The sequence below is a fragment of the bacterium genome (assembly GCA_004299235.1).
Lineage (GTDB): Bacteria > Chloroflexota > Dormibacteria > Dormibacterales > Dormibacteraceae > SCQL01.
Map to the genome: position 1 here is coordinate 25,091 of SCQL01000033.1, position 18,666 is coordinate 43,756.

An 18,666-nucleotide genomic window follows, 5' to 3' on the forward strand; every position below is an offset into this window, starting at 1 on the left:
CACCGGCGGTTCCGAGCGCCCGGCCAGGTCGGGCCGCAAGCGGAAACGCAAGTCCGGGCGTTCCGAAGGCCGCTCCGCGCAGTACTGGATGGTGGTCAGCTCGCCGGACAACTTCCGCAAGACCCGCGAGCACGGGTTCACGATCCAGGGCCTGAAGAGCCGGCACCGGCGTCGGGTCGAAACGATGCGGGTCGGCGACCGGGTCATCTACTACGTGACCGGCCGCATGGCGTTCGCGGCGACGGTGACCATCGCCTCGCCGATGTATGAGGACCACACGCCCATCTGGCGGTCGGCCCGCCGCGACGAGGACTACCCGTGGCGCGTCCACATCCGCTCCGACATCGTGCTCGAAGATGCGGATTGGGTGCCCGCCAAGGATCTGGCCTACCGCCTCGACTACGTGCGCAAGTGGCCGCCCGAACACTGGACGCTTGCGTTTCAGGGCCACATCCACGCGCTGCCGCGCAACGATTTCGCCATCCTCGAGGACGAGATCGCGCGCAGCGCGCGCAGCAAAAGGCCGCTCGCCGGCTGAGCGTGGACGCCCTCAGGCGGCTCTATCGGTTCCATTTCAAGAACGAGCGCCGCGAGCGGCTCTTTCTCGCCTCGCTCGGCTTCCTGGTCACCTTCGGCATCGTGCGAGGGATCACGCACATGATCCGGGCCGGCGTCGGGCCGTTCCACAACGTGAGCGGCGGCGGCATCCACATCCACCACCTCGTGTGGGGCATCCTTCTGCTGCTGGTCGTGGGCTATATCTGGCTGATCGAGCAGGGCACCGGGTCCAGCTGGCTGGCGAGCGTCACCGCCATCGCCTACGGCGTCGGCGCCGCTTTGGCGCTCGATGAATTCGCGCTCTGGCTGAACCTCCGGGACGTGTACTGGGAGGGGAAGGGGCGCGAGAGCATCGACGCCGTCGTCATCTTCGTCAGCCTGCTGTCCCTCGGCATCTGGGGCGGGCCCTTCCTGCGCGCCGTCGGCGGCCACCTGCTGGGCAGGAGGTCGACCGCCTCACCGCCGGCTTGAGCACCACACCCGGCCCCTTTCCGCGACAGGAGGCGGGCGAGCTGTCACAAAGTGGCGTTCTGTGGTGCTTACCTGGTAGTGGGTGTCAATCTCGGGGCCCGAGCGGTGGGCATGATGATGGCGGGCGTGAATAGCGACGAGGAGTCGTTCGAAGCCCTCTTCACGGCTGAATACGCGCGTGTCGCCGGCATCGCCAATCGCGTCCTTGCCGATCCGCATGAGGCCGAAGACGTGGCGCAGGAGGTGTTCATCGACTTCCACCGGCTTCACTCGGCCGGCGCCCGGTACGCCCCGGCCTGGCTGCACCGCGCCGCCGCGCACGCCGCGCTCAACCGCCTGCGTGGCGCCCGGCGCCGGCAACGGCGCGAGCTGGCGCAGGCTGCTGACGAGAACGCCCAAGCCGTGGATCCACAGGAGCAGCTCGAGCTGAGCGAGGATCGGCGCCGGGTTCGCCAGGCGCTGAGCCGCCTCGCACCCAAACCGGCCGCCGTGCTCGTGCTTCGCGCCAGCGGTCTCAGCTATGCCGAGGTGGCCCAGGCACTCGGCGTCGGAATCGGCCAGGTCGGCACATTGTTGAGACGCGCCGAAGCCGCGTTGCGCAAGGAGGTTACCGGTGGCTCATCTGTCTGAGGGAACGTTGCGCCGGATGGTTGACGAGCCGGACGCTCACACCGGTCCGGAGGCACGCCACTACGCGAAGTGCGAGGAGTGCCAGGGACGGTACAGGGCGGTGGCGGACGACGCCCGCGCGATCCAGGGGCTGCTCGCGGTGCCCGGTCTTGAAGTCGACGTCGCGTCGGCGTTCGAGCGGGTGGCGTCCGCGCCGGCGGCGCAGCCGAAGTTCGGCCTCCGCCTGCCGCTCGTGCGCCCGATTTCGCGCCCGCTCGTGATCGGGCTCGCGGCCGCGATCGGCCTGACGGCGCTGGTCGCGACCAGCATCGCGCAGGATGGGAACTTCTTCGCCCCGACGACCGTGACCCCGGTGCCCGTCACCGTCGCCGACATGCAGGCGCTGTCCGAGCTCAGCGCCTATGGCACCGTCACCTGGACGGCGAGGCCACAGCCCCAGGTCGTGACCAGCGCCGCCGAGGCGGCCTCCGTCTCCGGATTGCGGCCGCCGGTCGTGGGCGCCCTTCCGGCCGGGGTCTCGAGCACGGTGACCTACGCCGCCCTGCCCAAGGCGGTCGGCGTGTTCACCTTCAGCCAGGACCAGGCCGCCGCCGCCGCGAAAGCCGCCGGCAAGACGCTGCCGGCGATGCCGAGCGGGCTGGACGGCGCCACCCTGACCGTGACGGTCGGCCCGGCGGTGGTCGAGGTGTTCGGCAACCTGAATTCCGGCTCGAGCTCCCAGGCGAGCATGAGCGGCCTGCCACAGCTGGTGATCGCGGAATCGAGCGCCCCTGTCGCCACCTCGACGCAGGTCACGGTGAAGCAGCTCGAGGACTACCTGCTGGCGCTGCCGGGCATCTCGCCTCAGCTCAGCGCGGCGATCAGGGCCATCGGGGACCCCAGCACCACGCTGCCGATCCCCATTCCGATCCAGTACGCGACCTCGTCCAATGTGCAGGTCGAAGGCGTCCAGGGGGTCGCGCTGGGTGATAACACAGGCCTCGGCTCGGCGGTGATCTGGGTCAAGAACGGCGTCGTCTACGGGGTCGCCGGCACCCTCAAGCAGTCCCAGGTCGTCGACATCGCCAACCATCTGGGTTGATCCGCGATATAGCCTCATCGCGTGGCTGAGGCAGCACCGGTCCCGGACGCGGCCGCTCTCCGGCGGGCGGCCGCCGGCACGCCGGCCATCCACACCGTCGACCTTTCCAAGCGCTTCGGGCGCACGGTCGCGCTGGCGGGGCTCTCGATGACGGTGCCGCGGGGCGAGGTCTTCGGCTTCTTAGGCCCCAACGGCGCGGGCAAGACCACGTCGGTGAAGCTGCTGCTCGGGCTGCTCACCCCCAGCTCCGGCGAGGCGTGGCTGCTGGGCCGGCCGATCGGCGATCTGCACACCCGCCGCCGCATCGGCTACCTGCCCGAACTCTTCCGCTACCAGGGCTGGCTTGCCGCGCGCGAGGTGCTCGCGCTCCACTGCGAGCTGGCCCCGCTCCCGCGTTCCAGCTGGCAGGACGAGATCGCGACCGCGCTCGACACGGTCGGGCTGAGCGAGCGCGCGAACGATCGCGTGAGCACCTACTCCAAGGGCATGCAGCAGCGCCTCGGCCTCGCCGCGGCGCTCCTGGGCGAACCCGAGCTCGTCTTTCTCGACGAGCCCACCTCGGCGCTGGACCCGGTCGGCCGGCACGACGTGCGCGAGATCATCCGCGGCCTGGCGTCGCGCGGCACCGCCGTCTTCCTCAACTCACACCTCCTCAGCGAGGTCGAGCAGGTGTGCGACCGGGTGGCAGTGATGGACCACGGCCGCGTGATCGCTTCGGGGACCATGGACGAGCTGCTCAGCGGCACCGCCGTGAAGGTCAGGGCGACCGGGCTCGGCGACGCTGCCAAGGGAAAGCTGTCGAGCTTCGGACACGTCGACGACGAGGGCGACCAGCTGACCTTCACGAACCTGACTCCCGAGCGCGTGCCCGACCTGGTGTCGGCGATCGTCGAGCTGGGCGGACGGGTCTATGAGGTCGCGCCCCGCCACCAGACGCTGGAGGATCGCTTCCTGCAGCTTCTCGAAGACGAGGAGGGATGACGGTGCCGCCGGTCCTGGTCGTCGCCCGCCTCACGGTCCAGGAGGCCTCACGCCGCCGGCTGCTCCTGGCGCTCGTCATCCTGACGCTGGTCATCGTCGGCTTCTCCGCCTGGGGCTTCCACAAGATCACGACCGTCAGGCATGGCGACGGCTTGCTGCTGCCGCACGAGGAGGTGGTCCTGATCTCCTCTCAGCTGCTGATCGTCGTCACCTTCATGTACAGCGGGGTGCTGGCGCTGAGCGCGGCGGTGGTGGCCGGGCCGCTCATCTCGAGCGAGGTCGAAAGCGGTCTTCTGCTCTCGATGCTCGCGCGTCCGCTGCGCCGAAGCGAAGTGGTGATCGGCAAATGGCTCGGGCTTGCGGTGCTGGTCGGGATCTATGCCGCGGGTTCGGCGTTCCTCGAGCTCACCGCCGTCAATTGGGCGACAGGCTACCTGCCACCTCACCCGGTCCAGCTGGTCGTGTTCGTCGGGACCGAGGGCCTGGCCCTTCTCTCGCTGGGCCTGCTCCTGTCGACTCGCCTGTCCGGGATCACCGGTGGAGTGATCGCGCTTGTGGCCTGGCTGATCGGCTGGATCGGGGGCATCGTCGGAGACATCGGCGCCGGGCTGCAGAACCAGGCGATCCAGAACGTCGGCGTCATCAGCCACCTGCTGCTGCCCACGGACGGGCTGTGGCGAGGCGCCGTCTATGCGATGGAGCCCGACGCGGTGCTGGCGTCGCTCCGGGCCGCGGGCACCGTCGGGCGCGCCAATCCGTTCGCCGCCGTCGACCCTCCTCCCGTCGCCTTCCTGACCTGGGTCGTGGTGTGGTTCGCGCTCATGTTCACGCTGAGCATCTGGAGCTTCCGAACGCGCGAGATCTAGGCTACGGGTACAAACCTCGCTCGCGCGTCGCGCCGGCGACGCGAGACACCGCCTGCACGTAGGCGGCCATCCTCATGTCCAGCTTGCGCTCGAGCTTCGTCTTCAAGACCTCGGCGAACGCTCGCGTCAGGATCGCCGTCAGCTTCTGATTCACCTCGTGCTCCGACCAGAAGAAGGACTGCAGGTCCTGCACCCATTCAAAGTACGAGACCGTGACCCCACCCGCGTTGGCGAGGATGTCGGGCACCAGGAAGATGTCGCGCTCGCGGAAGATCGCATCCGCCTCCGGCGTCGTGGGGCCGTTCGCGCCCTCGACGATCAGCTTCGCCTTCACGTCGCGGGCGTTGCGCGACGTGAGCTGGTTGCCGATGGCGGCGGGCACGAGAAGATCGCAATCGACGCCGAGCAGCTCTTGGTTGCCGATCTCCTGCGCGCCGGGAAAACCCTTCAGAGTCTTCTCGCGCGCTCGGTACTCGAGCACCCGCTTGATGGAGAGGCCGAGCGGGTTGTAGATGCCTCCGTAATCCTCCGAGACCGCGACCACGGTGCAGCCCGCCTCCTCGAGCAGCTTGGCGCTGACGCTGCCCACGTTGCCGAACCCCTGCACCGCGACCCGTGTCTGGTGCGGATGCCTGCCCAGATGATCGAGCGCCGCCGCCGCGCAGATGGTCACACCTCGCCCGGTCGCTTCGATCCGGCCGAGGGAGCCGCCGACCTCGATCGGCTTGCCGGTCACCGAGGCCGGGACCGAGTAGCCGAGGTGCATGGAGAGCGTGTCCATGATCCACGCCATCGTCTGGCCGTCGGTGTTGACGTCGGGCGCCGGGATGTCGCGGTCGCTGCCGATGAGGATCGAGATCTCGGTCGCGAACCGGCGGGTCATGTGCTCGAGCTCGTTGAGCGACAGCTCCTTCGGGTTGACGATGATGCCGCCCTTGGCGCCGCCGAAAGGGATGTTGACGGTGGCGCATTTCCAGGTCATCCACATCGCCAGCGCCTTGACCTCGTTGAGGGAGACGTCGGGGTGGTAGCGGATGCCGCCCTTGGCGGGCCCGCGATTGATGTTGTGCTGCACGCGGTAGCCGGTGAAGATGCGCAGGCTGCCGTCGTCCAGCTTGACCGGGAAGTTGCACGTGAACTCCCGCTGGACCTCGCGCAGGACCTCACGCAGCCAGGGCTCGAGCTTGATGATCTCCGCGGCGGTGTCGAACTGCGACTGGGCAGTGCGCCATTCATCCGCTTCAACGACCGGCTTCAACTCTGCAGCGCTCATATCAGGACAGATGATCGCGGATATTCGGCCTCGGAGTCACAAATGACGTTGACGCACGCCGGCAGGCCCGACCTGAAAGCGCGCTCCAAAGCCGGCCTGATCTGCTCGGGGCGCTCCACCAGCTCACCATGACCACCAAGCGCCTCGACCACCTTGTCGTACCGGGTGCGCGGCCCCAGGTCGGTGGCGATGCTGACCCCGAGCAGGCTCCGCATCGGATGCTTTTCCAAGGCCCAGATCCCGTTGTTGCCGACCACGCAGACGACGGGGATGCGGTGACGCACCATCGTGTCGAACTCCATGGCGGAGAAGCCGAAGGCGCCGTCGCCGGATAGGAGGATCACCTGCCGGTCGGGTCGCGCCAGCTTCGCCGCCATGGCGTAGCCCGGCCCGGAGCCGAGGCAGCCGAAAGGGCCGGGATCGATCCACAACCCAGGTGCGGGACGCTGGAGGAGCCGGCCGGCGAAGGACACGAAGTCGCCGCCGTCGCCGACCAGGATCGCGTCAGGATCGCTGAACCTGTCCACCTCGGCGATCAACCGGGCGGGATGCACGGGCACGGAGTCAGACTGCGTCATGGCTTCATCGCGGCGCCGCGCGTCGGCCTCCGCCGCGCGCAGCTTCGCCAGCCAGGCGGTGCGCTCAGGTGCGCCGGCCGCCGCGCTGAGCGCGGCCAGCGCCGCCCTCAGGTCGCCGTAGATGGCGACGCCGGCCGCGCGGTGCTTGCGGTGGTCGTCGACGTCGATGTAAACCAACTGGGCGTCTTCGGCGAAGACGGGCGGCCGGCCGAAGTTCAACCGGAAATCCAGCGGGACGCCGACGGCGAGGATGAGGTCCGCCTCGCCCAGGGCCGGGCCGCGAGCGCGCGCGACGAGCAGCGGGTGCTCCGCTGGCAGCATGCCGCGGGCCATGCCGTTGACGCACAGGGGCAGATGCGCGGATTCGACGAGCGCTTGGAGCTCGGCTTCGGCATGCGCCCACCACACGCCGCCGCCCGCGATCACCGCCGGCCGCTGTGCTTCTCTGATCAACCGAACGACCCGCAGGATCAGGTCCGGGTCCGGCGGTGCGCCGGGGTCTGGCGTCAGGTGCTCGGTCGCTTCGGGCATATCCGCGGCGCCGAAGAAGACGTCGAGCGGCACGTCCATGAAGACGGGCCCGGTGCGCCGGCTCAACGCGGTGCGCATGCACTCCGCGGCGGTGCTGTAGGCCGCTTCAGCCGACGCGAGCGTCAAGGCCTTCTTGGTCAGGCTCCTGACGACGGCGACATGGTCCATCTCCTGCAGCGAGCCCATGCCCCATCTCGCCTCCGGCGCGCGGCCGCCGATGACGAAGACCGGGCTGTCTCCCGACTGCGCCTGGGCGAGCGCCGAGGTCGAATTGGTGACGCCGGGACCGGCGGTCACCGCCGCGACGCCGCATTCGCGCGTGACCTTGGCCCAGCCCTCCGCCGCATGGGCGGCGGACTGCTCGTGGCGGACGTCGATGATCCGGATGCCGTGCTCGGAGGCGCCGGTGAGGATCGGCCAGATATGACCGCCGTTGAGCGTGAACAGGTGGCTGACCCCGGCGCGGTGCAGGGCGAGCGCGACCAGCTCCCCGGTGTTGACGGAGTCGATCAATGAGCCTTTGCCCAGGGCATCGCGGGGGTGTTGAACGCGGCCTCGGGCTGGCCCTCGCGGCCGATGAGGATGACGCCGCCTGACGCCTTCAGCGATCGGCCGAGCAGGGCGACCGCGCCCTTCGCCACCGCCGCCGCATCCACGCCATGCTCCAGCTCGATCACCATCAGCCGCGCCAGGGCGAGGCGGATGAAGGCCTCGCCCTGGCCCGTGCCGCAAACCGCGCCGAAGCGGTCGTCGGCATAGAAGCCGGCGCCGGGGATGGGGGAATCGCCGATGCGGCCGGGCAGCTTCCCGTTGATTCCGCCGGTCGACACCGCGACGGCCAGCCTGCCGTCGCCGTCCCGGGCGACCGCTCCCACCGTGTCCCCACCACGCTCGAGCTCCTGGCGCTTGCGGTCGGTGATGAAGGTCGAGGGGTCGCACATCTCGACGCGGTGCTCGCGGGCAAAACGAGACGCTCCTTCCCCGGCGAGCAGGACGTGGCGGCCGTCGCGCATCACCGCCAGCGCCAGGTCGATCGGGTGCCTCACGTCCCGCAGGCCGGCGACGCCGCCGGCGCGCAGGTCGCCGCCCTGCATCACGCCCGCGTCCAGCTCGACCACGCCGTCCAGGTTCAGGCAGGCGCCGATGCCGGCGTTGAGCAGTGGCTCGTCCTCCATGTGACGCACCGCCGCCACCGCCGCCGCCAGCGCGCCGTCGCCGATCTCCGCCCAGCCGGCGTCACGGGCGCGCTCGACCGCGGCCTGACGCAGCGGGCGTTCGGCCTCCGGGACGGGGCCCGCCCCGCCGTGGACGATGAGAGCCGGGCGCACCGTGCTCAAAAAATGCGCCGGGCGCCAGGCACGGGGGGTGCTACTGAGCCGCAGGCTCAGGCCACTGAGACCGGCGCTCCAGCATGCGCCGCTCGGCGACGCGCCTCTCGAACGGAGTGGTGGTGCGCCGCCCGATGGTCGCCCGCACCGGCTCGCGCCGCTCCGCGTAGCGCCGCTCGACGCCCAATCGCCTCTCGACGCTCCGCCTTTCGGGTCCGCGCGGCGCCAGGGCTTCGCTCAAAACCACACTCTTCCTCCCGTACGGAAACTGCTGGGTGATGCTATCGCACGCGACGGTCGAGCGCGCCGAGCTTCTCGTCCAGCCGGCGCTCCGCCTGCCGTCGCTCGAGCTCGTCTCCGGGGCCCAGGTCGACGAACCGGGCGTATCGGGCCAGCCGCGGGTGGACCTCGGCGACGCGGCGGAACATCTCCTGGGCGACCCAGCGGTAGTCGGGATGGCCCTGGGGGGTCGTCCGGAGCTCACACAGGTGGTACACCTCCCGCAGGTTGGCGCGGAAGTACCAGCGCACGCGGAACGCGAGCGGCACGATGTACTGGGCGAGCGCGGGCCCGAGCTCGCGCTCCAAGCGCCGGTGGACGTCCGCCGCGCGCTCGACCGCGGAGACGAAAGGCTCAGCCATTCCCAGCTCGTCCAGGCCCGGCGGCAGGTCGTAGCCGAGGGCGGTGCCCAGCGGCTGCCGGTCCTGGGTGAGCATCCGGTGCCGGTGGAGGTCACGGTAGGCGGCGAAGTTGGCGACGATCTCGAACGTGTACTGGGCGTGCTCGAGCGCTCGCGGGGCGCGCTGGCGCCGGTTGGCGCGGTCGCCCAGCAAGGTTTCGAGCAGGGCGGCGGGGTCGGCGGCCTGCTCCCGCAAGCTCCGGTCGGAATGCGGGAACAGCGCCGCCGCGACGACCTTCCGCTCGGCCTCGGGGTCGTGCTCCAGCAGCTTCACGCTGGGTTCCCGGACCGCCCCCCCAGATGCGGAGGGCGAATCCCTGGCCATTGCCTCCACCGCCGACCGGACCCTCGACAGGCGCTCCGCCGCCGGGCGGCCGTGGCGGTCGTCCAGGGCTCGCTTGACGAACGACGGGATGACCCGGGCCAGCTCGCGATGCAGCTCGGCGGCAAGGTGTTGGCACTCCGGCAGCTCGTGTGCGGCCATCTTCGTGATCAGGTACTCGAACGCCCGACCGTTCCCGAACAGGCCGAGGTTGGTCAGCGTCCCCGCCGGGAGCAGCCCGCGCAGGAGGTCGAGCGCTTTGGCCCTGGTCGCCGACTTCCAGGCGCGCTCGGTCTCACCTTCCTCCAGCGGGAAACGGTCGCGGATCGCCCGCGTGACTGGGTCGATCAGCCGGCTGTATGTATCGAAAAGCGCGTCGGCGGCCGGCTCGTAATCCGGATGCGCCAGCTCGGGACCGCGGAAGTAGAGGTGACGGCCGTCGGGGCCCGGCCGGTCGAAGCGCACGTATCGCGTCGATTTCTCCAGCGGCGAGATGCCGATCCGGCTGTCCTCCAGCGCCTTGGCCGCCAGCGTCGACGTCCGCTCGACCGCGACGTGCGCGCCGGCCAGCTCCGCCACCGAGTCGTCGCCATACCCGACGAGGACGCGCTCGTAGAACTCCTCCGCCCGGCGCACGGCGACCATGTCGTCGTCACCGGACGGCGCCCCGGCAAGCAGCTCGAAACCCGACTCTGGCGCGTTGATGAACTCGTCGAGGAGCACCCGGCGCAGGCTCTTCTCGGTCCGCGAATAGCGCGAGAACAGCGCTCCCTTGACGACCTCCGGCAGGTTGCGGAGCGCGAACACCGGTCGATCGAGGTTGGTGAAGTAGCGGGCCAGCAGCGCGGACTCGGCCGCGTTGAACTCTGACGTCTGGTCACCGGCCACGGTGCCGCTAATCGTATCCAGGGTGATGCTAGCCTCGAGATTCAATGCGGGACGCGATGACTGCCGCCGGCGGCATGGACTGGTCTGAGCACTGGCGGAGGCTCGTCCAGGCACGGGCGAGCCTGGCCGCCGCACACAGCGACGCCGGTTATTGGGACCGGCGGGCGGCGACCTTCGCACGGACCACGCACGCGCGCGCCGACGAATTCCTCGAGGTCCTGGCTCCCTACCTCTCGCCGCGCAAGACTCTGGTCGACGCCGGCGCCGGGACCGGACGCCATGCGGTGCCGCTGGCCGAGCGATTGGAGTGGGTCACTGCCGTCGAGCCGTCGGAAGGGATGCGAGCGCACATTCCCGCGCGCGACAACATCACCGTGATCGCCAGCACGTGGGAGGACGCCGAGGTCGCTCCCGCCGACCTGGTCATCTGCTGCCACGTCCTTTACGGCGTCGAGGAACCGGTGCCGTTCATCGCCAAACTGGACCGATCGGCTCGCGAGCGGGTCTTCGTCATGCTGCGCGAGGGGCCGATCCCTCACCCCGGGGCGATCATCAGGGAGCGGATCACGGGAGCGCCCGGCGCGCGCATACCTCAGTTCAGCGACCTCTTCATGCTGCTGATGCAGATGGGCGTCGCACCCGACGTCAGGTTCATCCGTTACCCGGTCGTCAACCGCTACAGCGATCTCGACGAGGCGCTCGCCGACTGCCGCGCGCTCGCCGGCGATGCCTGGGATGAGCCCCGGGGACGAGCGATGCTCGAGGAGATGCTGACGCGAGACGGCGACGAGCTCGTGTGCGACAGCGGCATGGCGCTGTCGGGAGTTGCGCATTGGCAACCACGGAGCTCGTGATCAGGCCGGTGCGGCCGGCGGACCGCGAGCGGGTGATCGAGCTGACGCGCGACATCTGGGACGGGCGCGACTACCTGCCGCGCGTGTTCGACGATTGGGTTGCCGACGCCGGCGCCGCGTTCCAGGCCGCCGAGGTGGACGGGGTGGTCGTCGGCCTGCAGCGCCTGCGGCCGTACGCGCCGGGATTGATCTGGTACGAGGGCCTGCGCGTGGCCGGCACGCACCGGCGGCGGGGACTCGCGCGCGCCATGCTCGCCTCCGCGATCGCCGAGGCCAGGGAGCAGGGCTTTGGCGAGATGCGCCTGGCGACCGGCAACCCGAGCGCCGCCGGGCTCTTCGAATCCTCCGGCTTTCGGCGTTTGCTCGACGTGCGATGGTGGCGAGGATCGCGAGTCGAGGGCGGCGAGTCGGCCCGCATCCCCGCCGCGGCCGAAGCCGGGAGGCTCTGGCCGGCGGTCGCCGCGAGCCCCGGCATCGAGCTCTACCACGGCGTCTCGGTCGACTTCAACGGCGCTCGCGACCTCGACGCCGCCGAGCTCGAGCGGCTGGCTGAAATCGGCATGCTGCGGGCCGGACCAGGCGGCCGCTCAGTCGTCGGACTTCGCGACCCATGGGGAGACAACATCGCCGTCGCGTTCCTGGCCGGCCGAGGCGAGGCGCTGCGCGCGCTGTTGCTGGCGCTGCGGTTCGAAGCGGATGCCGACGGGCTCGACCACGTCACCGTCGCCTTGCCGCGCGAGCACCCGGCCGCCGAGGACCTCACCGCTTCCGGATACGATTTAGCGAATGATGACGACACCAGCTACATCTACGGCTTGACCCTGTAGTGACGCGGCGTTACGTCGTCATCGGTAACGGCATCGCCGGGCAGACGTGCGCGGAGGAGCTGCGCAAGGCAGACGCCGAAGCGTCGATCGTGATCATCGCGGCCGAGCGCCACCCGCTCTACAACCGCGTCGCGCTGCCGCGCTACCTGCGCGGCCAGGTGCGCCGGGAGAAGGTGATGATGCGGTCGGTCGAGGACTACGCGAAGCAGAATCTCGAGGTTCACTTCGAGACGTGGGCGACCGAGATCGACGTGCGGGGCAAGGTGGTGCGCACGAATCGCGGCCAGGAATTCGCCTACGACGCGATCCTCATCGCCACGGGCGGCCGCCCGAAACCGCCGCCGTGGCCGGGCTCGGACGAGGTTTCCGCGTGCGTCGGATTCCAGACGCTCGACGACACCGACGCGATCATCGAGAAGGCGGACGCCGCGGACAGAGTCCTGGTCATGGGCGGGAGCTTCATCGGATACGAGCTCGCCGAAGGCGTGAGCTTTCGCCAGAAGGCGCAGCTGACGTGGATCATGCGGGGGCCCTGGTTCCTCCGCTACGTGCTCGATGAGGAGGGGGGCCGGCTGTGCCGCCAGCTGGGTGAGGCACAAGGCGTCGAGTTCATCACGTCCGATGAGGTGCAGAAGTTCGGGCGGACCAACGGACGCTTCACCGCCGAGACCGTCAACGGCCGCAGGGTGGAGTTCGATCTCCTGGCATATGGCGTCGGCCTCGACTATTACACCGAGCCGGTGCGCGATGCGGGTGTGGAGCTGAACAAGGGCATCGTCACCGACTCCAAGTTGCGCACCTCGGCACCCGACGCCTACGCGGCGGGCGACATCGCCGTTTTCTACGACCTCATGGTCGAGCGGCACAACCAGATGGGGACGTGGGACAACGCCGAGGCCCACGGCAAGGTCGCGGCTCGCAACATGGCCGGCGGCGACGAAGACTTCTTCGACGTGCCCACCTACACGACCACCATGTTCGGGTCGACGCTGGCCGTGATGGGAGTCACTCCCGACGTGCAGCCCGGCCTGGAGTCAGTGCGCACGTACAGCTTCGAGGAGAAGTTCTATCGCAAGCTCTTCTTCAAGGACGACCATCTGGTCGGCGCGATCATGATCGGCCCGCCGAAGGGGCGCAAGAAGCTCATCGAGATCATGCGGTCGCGCCGGCGCATCGAACGCCCCAAGCACGAGCTGCTCGACCCCAGCAACCTGAAGGACTAGGTTCCCCGCATCGGTTTCCAGCCGAGGAGGTAACATGTCGCGTGGGTTGAGGGTCATCGTCCTCGGCGGCACGCGGTTCATCGGCCGCGCCATCGTCGAGGAGCTTGCGGGAGCCGGCCATCAGGTCCTGATCGTCCATCGCGGTCAGCTGGAACCCGCCGACCTGCCCGACGTCCAGCACCTTCACGCCGAACGCACGGATCTGGTCTCTCATCGTCGAGAGCTCGCCGCCTTCAAGCCCGATGGCGCCATCGACTGCCGGGCGCTGACGCGGACCGACTCGGAGGCCGCGCTCGACGCATTGCCGGCCGGGATTCGCCTGGTCGTCATCTCCAGCATCGACGTTTACCGAGCCTTCGGCGCCCTGAACGAGGACCGCGAAACCGATCCGGTTCCGCTTGATGAAGAGTCTCCTGTTCGCGCGAACCGCTATCCGTATCGAGGCAGGATGCCCGGCCTCGACGATTACGACAAGCTCGACGTCGAAGATGTCTATCTGCCGCGCGGCGCGACGTCGGTCCGGCTGCCGATGGTGTACGGCGAGCGCGATTACCAGAAGCGTGAAGAGTTCATCCTCCGGCGAGTCCGTGCCGGGCGCACGCGCATCCCGTTCGGCGGCGGCATGTGGCTGACGTGCCGGGCTTACGTGCGAGACATCGCGCGCGGAGTGCACCTGGTGCTCAAGACCCCCTCGGCCGCGGGCGAGCCTCTCAACCTTGGCGAAGACCGCAGCTACTCGGTCGGGCTGTGGTCGCGAATGATCCTGGACGCCGCCGGGTCGAACGCCGAGCTCGTGCGTGTCGCCGACGATCTGCTGCCCGAGGACCTGAAGCCGACCGGCACGATGACCCAGCACGTCCTCACCAGCGCGCGCAAGGCGCGAGCTCTGCTCGGCTGGACCACGTCCGATCCCGCCCAGACCCTGCTGAGCACGGTGCGATGGCACCTCGCCAACCCGCCACTGGACGCGGACCTGGACTTCAGCGCCGACGACCACGCCCTGGCTTCGGTTTGACGACCACGTCTTGGCTTCGGTCTAAGCTTCCACCCAGATGACCCGCCGCTACCGGCCCTTCGATCCATTCGAGCGCGGCGGCCCCTTCGAAGGGGGGAGGGAGATCCGGATCCCCCGGCCGCCTCGTCGGTTCTGGTTTGGCGCCGCGCTCTTCGGCCTCGCCTTCCTCATCTTCGTCTTCGCCAGCCCGATCGTGTGGTTCTTCACCGAGCAGCAGTGGTACGGCGCGCTCGGCTACAGGGATGTCTTCACCACCCGGCTCGTGCTGCAAGCCGCGCTCTTCCTCGGCAGCTTCGCGCTCGCCTTCATCTACCTGGTGGCCAACGTCCTCATCGCCCTGCGCGTGCGCTCCGGGCCTGGGCTGCGGGCGGTCGGGATCCGGCGCTCGAGCGTGAGGAGCGCCACCGGAGTCGTCGGTCTGGTGGGCGGGGCGCTGATCGCGCTGGTGCTGTCCGGCGGAGCGGGCACCCAGTGGCAGAGCCTGGCCCTCTTCCAGCACGCGTCGCCCACGGGCATCGCCGACCCCGTCCTCGGCCAGGACGTCGCCTTCTACTTGCTCACCCTTCCGCTGCTGCATTCCATCGCCAACTGGGCGCTTGGGCTCAGCTTCTTGGCCGCGCTGCTGATCGGCGCCATATACGCGTGGCGAGGGGACACCTTCGATTTCCGCCTCACCCCGCTCGCGATCGCTCATCTCTCCGGCATGCTCGCCGCCCTCGCCCTCGTGCTTGCCGCCTCGACCTGGCTCGGCCGCTACGACCTGCTGTACGCGCACAACAGCAGCATCGTGTGGGGCGCCGCCTACACCGACGTCAACGCGAGGCTGCCCCTGTTCACCGTCCAGGTGGGGGCGGCCGTCCTGCTCGCCGGCGCGCTCATCGTGAACATCTGGCTCAGGCGCGTGTGGCTGCCGGCCGGCGCCGCGGGTGTCTGGGTGGCGATGCTGGTGATCGGTCAGATCTACCCGGCAATCGTGCAGAGCTTCTTCGTCACGCCGAGTGCGCAGTCCTACGAGCTGCCCTACATCGAACGCGAGATCGCCGGCACGCGAGCCGCTTACGGGCTGTCGAACGTCACGGTCAGCAACTTCACGGGCGACCAGCCGCTCAACCTCCAGGAGGTGCAGAACGACCAGGTCACCGTCAACAACCTGCGGCTGTGGGACTACGCCCCGCTCAAGGACACATACGAGCAGCTGCAGACCATCCGCACCTACTACACGTTCAACGACATCGACATCGACCGGTACACGATTGCCGGCCAGTACCAGCAGCTCGAGATCAGCGCCCGGGAGTTTGACTTCTCCAAGCTTCCGGCGTCGGCTCAGAACTGGGTCAACCAGCACCTCGTCTACACGCACGGGTACGGCCTCGCCGCCAGCCCGGTCAACGCCGTCGTCGGTGAGGGCCTGCCTGACTACGTGGTCGGCCAGCTCCCGCCGATGGGAGCGGTGAAAGTCACCCAGCCCGCCATCTACTTCGGAGAGCTCACGACCAACTACGCGCTCGTGCCCTCGAACACGCGCGAGTTCGACTACCCGCAGGGCAGCCAGGACGTCTTCACCACCTACACGGGCACCCACGGGGTGCCGATGACAGGGGCCAACCGTGCGCTCTGGTCGCTGAAGCTGGGCGACGTCAACCTGCTGGTCTCGAGCCAGATCACGAATCAGACCCAGCTGCTTTACCGCCGCAACATCGTCGACCGGGTCAACGAGCTCGCGCCCTTCCTCACCTTCGACGCCGACCCTTACTCGGTCGTCGTCGACGGGCGCGTGTACTGGATTCTCGACGCGTACACGACCGGCGTCACCTACCCCTATTCACAGACGGTCACCTTCCAGCCCTCCAGCTCGAGCCCGACCGACATCAACTACGTCCGCAACTCCGTCAAGGTCGTCATCGATGCCTACGAAGGCACCGCCGACTTCTACGTCATCGACCCCAAAGACCCGATCATCAAGGCCTACCGGGCCACGTTCCCGTCGCTCTTCAAGCCCATCGACGCGATGCCGGCCGGCCTGCGCGCCCACCTGCGCGTGCCCGTCGACCTGTTCGACGTCCAGGTCGGCATCTACGCCACGTATCACATCACCGACCCCAAGGTCTTCTTCGCCCGCGAGGACGTCTGGGACATACCGACGGCGCAGACGTCCCCCGGCAGCGTCGCCGCTCCCGTGCAGCCGTACTACGTGCTCTTCCGCCTACCGGGCGAGCAGAATCCGGAGTTCCTGCTCATCATGCCGTTCACGCCGCGCGGCAAGAACAACATGGTCTCCTGGGTGGCGGCTCGCAGCGACGGCGCCCATTACGGCGAGTACGTGTCGTACGTGCTGCCCAAGGACAAGGTCATCTTCGGTCCTCAGCAGGTCGCCAACCGTATCAACGAGAACACCACCATATCCAAGGACTTCACCCTCTTCCACCAGGCCGGGTCGCAGGTCCAGCAGGGCAACCTGCTCGTGGTGCCGATCGGCGACTCCTTCCTCTACTTCGAACCGATCTACCTGCGCGCCAACCAGGCGACGAGCCTGCCCGAGCTGAAGAAGGTGATCCTGGCCGACCAGGCGCAGGTGGCCTACGCGGACACCTTGCAGCAGGCGATCGACCAGCTGGTCGGCACCTCGACCGCGCCCCCACCGACGAACTCGCCGCCACCGACGATCACACCCGCGCTCATCGCCCAGGTCGCAGACCTCATCACGCAGGCCAACCAGCATTACGCCGCCGCGTACGCGGCGCTGAAAGCCGGCGACCTCGGCACCTTCGCCGCCGAGATGGCCCAGGTGGGCAAGCTGCTCCAGCAGCTCCAGACGCTGACCGGCACCTCGCAGCCCACGACCGTGGCCTCACCCACGCCGCAGGCGACGCCCTAGGGCGTCCGCAGAGGGACAAAGAGCACCGGGAACAGCGATCGGAAGGGGACCACATCGCCGCGGCGCCGGTAGAGGCGCAGGTCCTGCGGCTCGTCCAAACTCGTCGCCACCGGGATGACCAGCCTGCCCCCGTCGGCCAGCTGCGCCTGCAGCGCGGGCGGCACCTCGCGGGCGGCGCAGGCGACCAGGATGATGTCGTAGGGGCTTGACGCCTTCCAGCCCAGGCTGCCGTCGGCGACCGCGACCTCGACGTTGGTGTAGCCCAACCTCGCCAGCGTGGCCGACGCGTGCTCGGCCAGCGCGGGTTCGCGCTCGATCGTGATGACCTTGCGGCACAGGCGGCTCAGCACCGCCGCTTGGTAGCCGGACCCGGTGCCCACCTCGAGCGCCGTGTCCTCGGGCTGCGGCGCGACGGCCTGCGTCATCAGCGCCACCACCAGCGGCTGCGAGATCGTCTGGCCGCAGTCGATGGCCAGCGCGCGGTCCTCGTAGGCGTGCCGCCGCAGCTTTCCGGTCAGGAACTCCTCGCGCGGAATCGCGGCCATCACCTGCAGCACGCGCTCGTCGGTGACGCCGTGTGGCAGAAGCTGCTCGGCGACCATCCTTCTCGCCGCTGTGCTCATGGGGATTCCAGCCCCGAGAGTACAATCTCATGGTCTCCTTGGCGTCGTCCGCGCAGCATTCCGTCCCTCAGAAGTGGCGCCGTCCGGTCAGGCAGCGCTCGCGCCTGGTCAGACGCACAGGCCCGGCCCACTCGCGCGTCGAGTTCGCCCATCCATCCGAACAGGAATTCGCGCGCTTCCTGGACTACTACCGGATCCGTTGGGTGTACGAGCCCGTCTCGTTTCCGATCGCCTGGGAGGGGACGCGGGTGAGCGAGATGTTCACGCCCGACTTCTACCTCCCCGAGCACGAGATGTACGTCGAGCTGACGACCATGAAGCAGTCGCTGGTGACGCCGAAGAACCGCAAGCTCCGGCTGCTGCGCGAGCTCTACCCGGATCTCAACGTCCGGCTCCTCTATCGCAAGGACTATCAACAGCTGCTGGCCAAGGCGGGCTACGGCGCGGTCGAGGTCCAGAACCTGCGCAAGCAGGACGTGGGCGACATCCTCATCTCGCCGGTCGAGCTGGAGACGCGAGTGCGAGCCCTCGGCCGCAAGATCTCGCGCGACTATCGCGGGCAGTCCCTGGTCTTGGTGGGCGTCCTGAAGGGCGTCACGTTCTTCCTCGCCGACCTGGCTCGAGAGATCAAGGTGCCGTTCGTCATCGACTACCTGGAACTTCGGCGCTACGCTGGCGCTCAGCCGCACGATCGCGTGCGCATCGCACGCGACGTCGACTACCCGATCGAAGGACGGCACGTGCTGCTGGTCGAGGACATCGTCAACACCGGGTTCACGCTTGACTACGTCCTCTCCGAGCTGCATGCGAGGGGACCCGCCTCCATCGAGGTGGTGACGCTGCTGGACCGCACGTTGCGCCGCCTGGTCAAGGTGCCGATCCGCTACGTCGGGTTCCAGATCCCCAACGACTACGTGGTCGGCTACGGGCTTGATTACCGTGAGCTCTACCGTAACCTGCCTTTCATCTGCACGCTCCGCTCCAGCGTGTACGACATCCCGACCACGGGCGCGGTCCACCAGCAGCCGGAGGCGCGGGAGTAGACGCCGCGGGCCGGCTTCTG

Annotated in this window: 18 protein-coding genes; 12 read left to right on the forward strand and 6 right to left on the reverse strand. The window is 68.9% G+C overall.

Annotated elements, in window-relative coordinates; genetic code table 11:
* The first annotated feature begins 88 nt into the window (after positions 1-88).
* From EPN29_12540 to EPN29_12565, 6 genes are all read left to right on the forward strand, one after another.
* The gene (locus EPN29_12540) at positions 89-538 is read left to right on the forward strand and encodes an EVE domain-containing protein (GenBank protein TAN31606.1); all 450 of its coding nucleotides are present in this window, start codon (positions 89-91) and stop codon (positions 536-538) included.
* 2 nt (positions 539-540) lie between these two features.
* Positions 541-1,029, forward strand: a complete 489-nt coding sequence (locus EPN29_12545) for a hypothetical protein (protein ID TAN31485.1) — start codon at positions 541-543, stop codon at positions 1,027-1,029.
* A 114-nt stretch (positions 1,030-1,143) separates the two neighbouring features.
* Positions 1,144-1,659, forward strand: a complete 516-nt coding sequence (locus tag EPN29_12550; protein ID TAN31607.1) for a sigma-70 family RNA polymerase sigma factor — start codon at positions 1,144-1,146, stop codon at positions 1,657-1,659.
* Complete coding sequence (locus EPN29_12555) at positions 1,643-2,740, forward strand: hypothetical protein (protein ID TAN31486.1); 1,098 nt, start codon at positions 1,643-1,645, stop codon at positions 2,738-2,740. The genes EPN29_12550 and EPN29_12555 overlap by 17 nt, the downstream gene beginning before the upstream one ends.
* Before the next feature lie 21 nt (positions 2,741-2,761).
* Entirely contained in the window at positions 2,762-3,721 is a 960-nt protein-coding gene (locus EPN29_12560) for an ABC transporter ATP-binding protein (GenBank protein ID TAN31487.1), read from the forward strand.
* Positions 3,718-4,587: an ABC transporter permease gene (locus EPN29_12565; protein TAN31488.1), complete on the forward strand. Its 870-nt coding sequence runs from the start codon at positions 3,718-3,720 to the stop codon at positions 4,585-4,587. The genes EPN29_12560 and EPN29_12565 overlap by 4 nt, the downstream gene beginning before the upstream one ends.
* Position 4,588: 1 nt before the next feature.
* Here EPN29_12565 and EPN29_12570 read toward each other — a convergent pair whose 3' ends face one another.
* From EPN29_12570 to EPN29_12590, 5 genes are read right to left on the reverse strand one after another with little or no spacing between them, the layout of a single operon-like run.
* Complete coding sequence (locus tag EPN29_12570; protein ID TAN31489.1) at positions 4,589-5,860, reverse strand: Glu/Leu/Phe/Val dehydrogenase; 1,272 nt, start codon at positions 5,858-5,860, stop codon at positions 4,589-4,591.
* Positions 5,857-7,497, reverse strand: a complete 1,641-nt coding sequence (locus tag EPN29_12575) for an acetolactate synthase (protein ID TAN31608.1) — start codon at positions 7,495-7,497, stop codon at positions 5,857-5,859. The genes EPN29_12570 and EPN29_12575 overlap by 4 nt, the downstream gene beginning before the upstream one ends.
* On the reverse strand, positions 7,479-8,306 hold the full coding sequence (locus EPN29_12580; GenBank protein TAN31490.1) for an isoaspartyl peptidase/L-asparaginase: 828 nt from the start codon (positions 8,304-8,306) through the stop codon (positions 7,479-7,481). The genes EPN29_12575 and EPN29_12580 overlap by 19 nt, the downstream gene beginning before the upstream one ends.
* A gap of 31 nt (positions 8,307-8,337) precedes the next feature.
* Entirely contained in the window at positions 8,338-8,538 is a 201-nt protein-coding gene (locus EPN29_12585) for a hypothetical protein (GenBank protein ID TAN31491.1), read from the reverse strand.
* 40 nt (positions 8,539-8,578) lie between these two features.
* Positions 8,579-10,186, reverse strand: a complete 1,608-nt coding sequence (locus EPN29_12590; GenBank protein TAN31492.1) for a thymidylate synthase — start codon at positions 10,184-10,186, stop codon at positions 8,579-8,581.
* 44 nt (positions 10,187-10,230) lie between these two features.
* Between EPN29_12590 and EPN29_12595 the strand changes: the two genes are divergently transcribed.
* Genes EPN29_12595 through EPN29_12615 form a run of 5 tightly spaced genes read left to right on the forward strand, consistent with a single transcriptional unit; the run spans position 10,231 to position 16,980 of the window.
* The gene (locus EPN29_12595) at positions 10,231-11,040 is read left to right on the forward strand and encodes a methyltransferase domain-containing protein (GenBank protein TAN31493.1); all 810 of its coding nucleotides are present in this window, start codon (positions 10,231-10,233) and stop codon (positions 11,038-11,040) included.
* The gene (locus tag EPN29_12600) at positions 10,983-11,867 is read left to right on the forward strand and encodes a GNAT family N-acetyltransferase (protein ID TAN31494.1); all 885 of its coding nucleotides are present in this window, start codon (positions 10,983-10,985) and stop codon (positions 11,865-11,867) included. The genes EPN29_12595 and EPN29_12600 overlap by 58 nt, the downstream gene beginning before the upstream one ends.
* Positions 11,867-13,090, forward strand: a complete 1,224-nt coding sequence (locus tag EPN29_12605) for an NAD(P)/FAD-dependent oxidoreductase (protein ID TAN31495.1) — start codon at positions 11,867-11,869, stop codon at positions 13,088-13,090. The genes EPN29_12600 and EPN29_12605 overlap by 1 nt, the downstream gene beginning before the upstream one ends.
* Before the next feature lie 34 nt (positions 13,091-13,124).
* The gene (locus EPN29_12610) at positions 13,125-14,105 is read left to right on the forward strand and encodes an NAD-dependent epimerase/dehydratase family protein (protein ID TAN31496.1); all 981 of its coding nucleotides are present in this window, start codon (positions 13,125-13,127) and stop codon (positions 14,103-14,105) included.
* Between the two features lie 37 nt (positions 14,106-14,142).
* Positions 14,143-16,980 (forward strand): UPF0182 family protein, encoded by a 2,838-nt coding sequence (locus EPN29_12615; protein ID TAN31497.1) that lies wholly within the window; start codon positions 14,143-14,145, stop codon positions 16,978-16,980.
* Here the strand turns inward: EPN29_12615 and EPN29_12620 are convergent.
* On the reverse strand, positions 16,977-17,603 hold the full coding sequence (locus tag EPN29_12620; protein TAN31498.1) for a protein-L-isoaspartate(D-aspartate) O-methyltransferase: 627 nt from the start codon (positions 17,601-17,603) through the stop codon (positions 16,977-16,979). The genes EPN29_12615 and EPN29_12620 overlap by 4 nt on opposite strands.
* A 29-nt stretch (positions 17,604-17,632) precedes the next feature.
* On the opposite strand from EPN29_12620, the gene hpt reads away from it, so the two are divergent.
* A complete protein-coding gene (gene hpt, locus EPN29_12625; protein ID TAN31499.1) occupies positions 17,633-18,646 on the forward strand; it encodes a hypoxanthine phosphoribosyltransferase in 1,014 nt (337 codons plus the stop codon).
* The last annotated feature ends 20 nt before the right edge of the window (positions 18,647-18,666 follow it).

Bases quoted from the DNA above. Each gene is read 5' to 3' on its own strand.
- EPN29_12610 (TAN31496.1), top strand. From the start codon at position 13,125: ATGTCGCGTGGGTTGAGGGTCATCGTCCTCGGCGGCACGCGGTTCATC.
- EPN29_12595 (TAN31493.1), top strand. From the start codon at position 10,231: ATGCGGGACGCGATGACTGCCGCCGGCGGCATGGACTGGTCTGAGCAC.
- EPN29_12565 (TAN31488.1), top strand. From the start codon at position 3,718: ATGACGGTGCCGCCGGTCCTGGTCGTCGCCCGCCTCACGGTCCAGGAG.
- EPN29_12540 (TAN31606.1), top strand. From the start codon at position 89: ATGGTGGTCAGCTCGCCGGACAACTTCCGCAAGACCCGCGAGCACGGG.
- EPN29_12615 (TAN31497.1), top strand. From the start codon at position 14,143: ATGACCCGCCGCTACCGGCCCTTCGATCCATTCGAGCGCGGCGGCCCC.
- EPN29_12550 (TAN31607.1), top strand. From the start codon at position 1,144: ATGATGGCGGGCGTGAATAGCGACGAGGAGTCGTTCGAAGCCCTCTTC.
- EPN29_12620 (TAN31498.1), bottom strand. From the start codon at position 17,603: ATGAGCACAGCGGCGAGAAGGATGGTCGCCGAGCAGCTTCTGCCACAC.
- EPN29_12570 (TAN31489.1), bottom strand. From the start codon at position 5,860: ATGAGCGCTGCAGAGTTGAAGCCGGTCGTTGAAGCGGATGAATGGCGC.
- hpt (TAN31499.1), top strand. From the start codon at position 17,633: ATGGTCTCCTTGGCGTCGTCCGCGCAGCATTCCGTCCCTCAGAAGTGG.